The 5,296-nt window shown below is 73.2% G+C and carries 4 protein-coding genes; 1 reads left to right on the top strand and 3 read right to left on the bottom strand.

Annotated elements, in window-relative coordinates; translation table 11 throughout:
• Positions 1–175: 175 nt before the first annotated feature.
• The 3 genes from VR45_RS38760 to VR45_RS38750 form a co-directional block, all read right to left on the bottom strand.
• Positions 176–1,588, bottom strand: coding sequence for an MFS transporter (locus tag VR45_RS38760; protein WP_045944658.1), 1,413 nt, complete (start codon positions 1,586–1,588; stop codon positions 176–178).
• Positions 1,585–2,214, bottom strand: a complete 630-nt coding sequence (locus VR45_RS38755) for a helix-turn-helix domain-containing protein (protein WP_045944657.1) — start codon at positions 2,212–2,214, stop codon at positions 1,585–1,587. The genes VR45_RS38760 and VR45_RS38755 overlap by 4 nt, the downstream gene beginning before the upstream one ends.
• A gap of 126 nt (positions 2,215–2,340) precedes the next feature.
• Positions 2,341–2,892 carry a hypothetical protein gene (locus VR45_RS38750; RefSeq protein ID WP_159394525.1) on the bottom strand — a complete coding sequence of 184 codons (552 nt, stop codon included), beginning with the start codon at positions 2,890–2,892 and terminating at the stop codon, positions 2,341–2,343.
• A 672-nt stretch (positions 2,893–3,564) separates the two neighbouring features.
• On the opposite strand from VR45_RS38750, the gene polX reads away from it, so the two are divergent.
• The gene (gene polX / locus VR45_RS38745) at positions 3,565–5,295 is read left to right on the top strand and encodes a DNA polymerase/3'-5' exonuclease PolX (protein WP_045944655.1); all 1,731 of its coding nucleotides are present in this window, start codon (positions 3,565–3,567) and stop codon (positions 5,293–5,295) included.
• Position 5,296: the final 1 nt, after the last annotated feature.

Below are 5,296 nucleotides of genomic sequence, written 5' to 3'. Positions count from 1 at the left end.
CCCTCACCTCCGTCCTTCTCCTCCGCTGGACGACCTCGCCACTTCCCGCCCCTCGCCCCCGGAGCTCGTAGCCCCTGTGTCCGCATGCCCGCGTGCCCGCGTCCGGCGGGCGTCCGGTTGCCGTGCGGGGGATATCCGGCGGGAAGGTAGCTGCCGCCGGCCAGCCCTGCGGTGGTCAGCCGGCTACCGGGGCCGTCGGGCCCGGGACCGTCTGCTCCGGGATGCTGCTCGCGTCCGGGGCCGCCGCCTGGGCACGGCCACGCTTGCGGTCCATCTCCCGCCACTCGGGCCGCAGGCCGGACAGGGCGGTGGTGGCGATGTACAGACCGCCGCACGCGAGCAGCACCGGTATGAGCCCGGCCATGGACACGGCCGCACCCGCGAGCAGGCCGCCCAGCGGGATCCCCGCCCAGGCCAGCGAGTCGCCCAGCGCATTGACCCGGCCCAGCAGATGGCGGGGCACCCGCTCGAACTGGACGGCACCGAGGATCGGGTTGAGGAAGCCACCGCCGAAGCCGCTGGCCACGAAGACCGCGACCACCAGTCCCATCGGCACGTCCATGGCGAGGACGAGGAAGCGTGGGGCACCGACGAGCAGGAAGCCGACGAAGAACACCGTCCGGCGCGGCAGGCGGTGGGCGACCGCCGCCGCGATCAGGCTGCCGGCCACCGCCGCGATCCCCCAGGCACTCCCGGTCAGACCGATCGCGGCCGGGCCGCCGCCCGTTTCCCGGGCCCAGACGGGCACCAGCACGGTAAGGAACGCCGCGTCCAGGAGGTTGGTCACCGCGACCGTCACAATGACGGTCAGCAGCAGCGGCTCGCCCCGCAGGAAGGCGAATCCCTCCCGGAACATCCGCCAGTAGCCGACCGGCCGGTCCCCGTCGACGGCTGCGACCCCGGCTGCGGCCCCGCCTCCCGTCGACGCGGTCGTCGGCCCGGATGCCTCCGGCACAGCGGCGGAGCGTCCCATCCCGCGGGGAAGCGCGACGGCGATCACCAGCGAACCGAGTGCGAAGGCGACCGCGTTGACCGTCAGACCGGCCATCGGGCCGAGCAGGGCGATCAGCCCGCCCCCGACCGCCGGACCGATCGTGGTGGCCAGCCGCTCCGTCACCCCGGACAGTCCGGTGGCCCGTTCCATGGGAATCCGGCCCCGGTCGGCCGCCTCGGCGACCATGACCTCCTTGGCCAGGTCTCCCGGGCCGCGGGCGGCGCCGATCATGGCGACCATGACCAGCAGGAGCCAGAACGGCAGCAGGCCGAACGCATGCAGCAGGGGGACCAGGCCCGCCGCGACGGCGCTCACCGCGTCCGTCGTCCAGGAGACGACCCGCGGACCGAGCCGGTCGATCACCGGGCCGGTGAAGGCCTTGACGAGCACATAGGGCGCCAGCTCGACGAACGCGACCACTCCCGTCATCGTGGCGCTGCCGGTCGTGGCCAGCACGAACCACGGCAGGGCGATCGCCGAGACCCGGGTGCCGGTGAGCGAGACGGCCATCGCCGTCAGTACCCCGACCAGCGGCCGGAGGCTGCGCGACCCGGGCGCCGGAACCCGGGCCGGAATCGTGGCGTCCGCGCTCATGACCGATCCTCCGAGGCGTCGTCGTCGAAGGCCTGCGGCTCGGGAAGCACCTGGACAATCACGGCTACCCGGTCCGTCCCCTCGGGGACGGGACCCCCCGGGGCGATGCGGCGGTAGCGGGCGACCACCTCCGACATTTCTCCGGCCAGGGCCCGGGCCTCCTCCGGGGTCAGCTGGAGCACCATGTCGCTGAAGTCCATCGCCTGCCGCCACTCCGGCGTCATCGTCTCGTAGGCGTTGAGCGCCGTCTGCGCCACAAGGGTGTGGGCCGCGACGATCGACCGCAGATAGCCGAGCGCCGCCTCCGGATCCTCCTCCGCCAGGCCGCTGTCCGTCCACCAGGTCACCTGGTGGACCGCCTTCCACCAGCGGTCCCGGGCATTGCCGCGCTCGGTGTCCTCGGCGACGAAGCCGGACGCCGCGAGCTGGCGAAGGTGGTAGCTGGTCGCTCCCGAGTTCAGCCCCAACTGCTCGGCCAGCTTGGTGGCGGTGGACGGGCCGTTCTTCCGGAGCAGCCCGATCAGCTGCACCCGCACTGGGTGGGCCAGGGCCCGCAGGCCCTTGGCATCGATCACGACATCGGTCTGCGGGTCCGGACTGTGCGGCCACCGGCGGTCATCGGTCATGGCAACACTGTAGAACCGCAAAGGGTTCTTCGCAAAGGTTTTTTGCGAAGAACCCTTTGCGGTTTCGAACAGGGGCCGCGCAACGCCGCTGGACCAACCGCCACCGACCCGAGAACGGGCCCGGCCTCAGTCCCGCGCGACGGCCAGCACCAGGACCACGGTGAGCCCGCCGCCGGCCGTCTGCTCCACCCTCAGCCGCCCCCCGGCCGCGCGCACCAGCGCCGATATCGACGGCCCGACCGGCTCCGGACCACCCGTCCCCCGCCGGGAGGCGGTCGCGTCCCCCGCACCCCCCACGGCCCAACCGCTCCCGTACATCCCGGCAAGCAGCCACTGACGGGCCTCCGGCGGCTCCGATGCCCCCCGGTCCACCACCCTCAGCTCTACCCGGGCGGGCTCGGCCGTCCATGCCTCCGACCCGCCGAACGCTCCCCCGGTGAACGCCCCCTTGCCGAGCACCCCCCTACCGAGGGAGCCCTTCCCAGAAGCCCCCCGACCGAACACCCCTCCCGGCCCCACCCCTCCCCGAGCACCCAGCAGGCCGTCCGGCCCCGGCAGCGGATCGGCCCGGACCAGCACCCTGGCCCCCGCCGGACTGCGACGGATCGCGTGATCGACCAGCCCGGCCAGGGCCGCCTCCAACCGCGGGGCGTCCGCGATCACGACCGGCAGCCCCACCGGAAGCCGCACCACCACCGAGCACGTGCCTCGCGTCCGGCACACAGCCGCCGGCCCGGTCGATCCAGCGCAACCGCTCCAACTCCGGCCGTGACAACAGCTGCGGTCCGGCCATGCCGCCGGCCACGGACCGGCCCGGACTCCCGGCACCCACCGTCCCGATCGGCGCGGCGAGCATCGCCCCGTGCCGGTCCGGCTCCGGCCGGCCACCCCCACCCACGCCCTTGAGCAACCGCGCGCCCGCCAGTGCCCCGGACCGCCCGAGCGGGCCGAGCCCACCCAGCGCCCGGGCACCCGACGCGACGTAGCCCCAGAGCTTCCCGCCTGCCATCGTCCTGCCCCTCGTCCCTCGCGGACCCGGTCCGCCACCCCGTGGCGGACCGGTGCGGGCTGCTTCCCCGGCCCTGCGCCAAGCCTGCGCCCCCGCCGCCCGGGTGACAATCCGGCCCCGGGGCCACACCAGCCGCTGCTACCCCGCCGACCAGCGGGGCCGCCCTCCGGCAATCGGCGGGAGCACCACACCGGCGCGCGTCGGTCCGCACGCGCCCCCACCCCGGCCACCGGTCCCTTCCGCGCACCGGCCGTGACTTCTCCCGCACCCTTCTCCCCCACTCGCCGACGGATGCCTGCGGACACCCGGCCCGATCCGACCGGCGAACCTAGACTGACCCCATGGCCCGGCTCAACGACAAGGTCAGGGAGCTGCTGCAGGAGTACGCCGATCTGATCTCGATCACCGGCGGCGACGCCTTCCGCGCCCGCGCCTACGAGAAGGCCGCCCGAGCAGTCGGCGGCCACCCCGTGGACATCGACGGCCTCGACGTGAAGGGGCTCCAGCAGATCCCCGGGGTCGGCAGGTCCACCGCCGAGAAGATCGCCGAGTACCTCACCGGCGGGCGGATCGAGGCACTGGAGACGCTCCGGGCCGAGATCCCGGCCGGAGTGCGCGCGATGATGTCCGTCCCCGGCGTCGGACCGAAGCGCGCGCTCGCGCTCTACCGTGACCTCGGCATCGCCTCGGTCGACGAACTCGCCGAGGCGATCCGCGCCGACCGGCTGAGCGAGGTCCCCGGCCTGGGCGAACGCAGCGGCGAGAAGATCCTGCACGGCATCGAACTGATCCGGCAGTCCGGCGGCCGGACACTGCTGGACGCCGCCACCGCGCTGGCCGACCGGATCGTCACGGCACTGACGGCCGTACCGGGGTGCACCCGCTGCGCGTACGCGGGTTCGCTGCGCCGGATGCGCGAGACGGTCGGCGACATCGACGTCCTGGCCACCGCCGAGGATTCGGCACCCCTGATGGCCGCGCTGACGGCGCTTCCCTACACGGCCGAGGTGATCGGCACCGGGCCGACCAAGACCTCGATCCGCACCACGGACGGGATCCAGGTCGACCTGCGCGTGGTCCCGGAGGAGGACTGGGGCGCGGCCCTGGTCTACTTCACCGGCTCGAAGGCGCACAACATCAAGCTCAGGACGATGGCGGTGCGGGCCGGCCTGAAGCTCTCCGAGTACGGGCTGTTCGACGCCGAGGGCGGCGGGAAGATCGTGTCGGCGAGCGAGGACGGGGTGTACGCCGCGCTCGGCCTGCCCTGGATCGCGCCGCCGTTGCGCGAGGACCGGGGTGAGATCGAGGCCGCCCTGCGCGGCGAGCTGCCGGATCTGGTGACCGAGGCGGACCTCCGTGGCGACCTGCACACCCACACCGATCTCACGGACGGGCTGGCCACCCTGGAGGAGATGATCGACACCGCGGCCGCCCGCGGCTACGCGTACTACGCGGTCACCGACCATGCCCCCGACCTGGTGATGCAGCGGATGACGGACGAGAAGATGCTCGCCCAGCGTGAGCAGCTGTGCGAACTGGCCGGGCGGCACCGTCGGATGCGACTGCTGCACGGCACCGAGTTGAACATCGGACCCGACGGCACTGTCGACTGGCCGGCCGAGTTCCTGTCCGGTTTCGATGTCTGTGTGGCGTCCGTCCACTCCCACTTCGGCGCGGACCGGGACGCCCAGACCCGTCGGCTGATCCGCGCCTGCGAGAACCCGCACGTGCACATCATCGGCCACCTCACCACCCGCCGGATCGGCCGGCGCGGGCCGATCGACGTCGACCTGGACGCCGTGTTCGCCACTGCCGCCCGGACCGGGACCGCGATCGAGATCAACAGCTCGCCCCAGCGCCTCGATCTGCGGGACGAGGACGTACTCCGGGCCAAGCGCCACGGCGTGAAGTTCTCGATCGACAGCGACGCGCATGCCACCCCGCACCTCGCCTACCCCAGGTACGGGATCGGCACCGCCCAGCGCGCATGGCTCAGCACCGAGGACGTGATCAACACCTGGCCGTGGCAGCGCCTCAAGCGGTTCCTCCGCAAGGACGCGCTCCGTACCTGAC

The organism is Streptomyces sp. NRRL S-495 (assembly GCF_000966955.1).
In the GTDB taxonomy this organism is placed as follows: domain Bacteria; phylum Actinomycetota; class Actinomycetes; order Streptomycetales; family Streptomycetaceae; genus Kitasatospora; species Kitasatospora purpeofusca.
This window is presented reverse-complemented; position numbering and strand designations above follow the sequence as displayed.

Excerpts from the sequence above, each read along its gene's own strand:
- VR45_RS38760 (WP_045944658.1), bottom strand. The coding sequence starts at position 1,588 with ATGAGCGCGGACGCCACGATTCCGGCCCGGGTTCCGGCGCCCGGGTCG.
- VR45_RS38755 (WP_045944657.1), bottom strand. The coding sequence starts at position 2,214 with ATGACCGATGACCGCCGGTGGCCGCACAGTCCGGACCCGCAGACCGAT.
- polX (WP_045944655.1), top strand. The coding sequence starts at position 3,565 with ATGGCCCGGCTCAACGACAAGGTCAGGGAGCTGCTGCAGGAGTACGCC.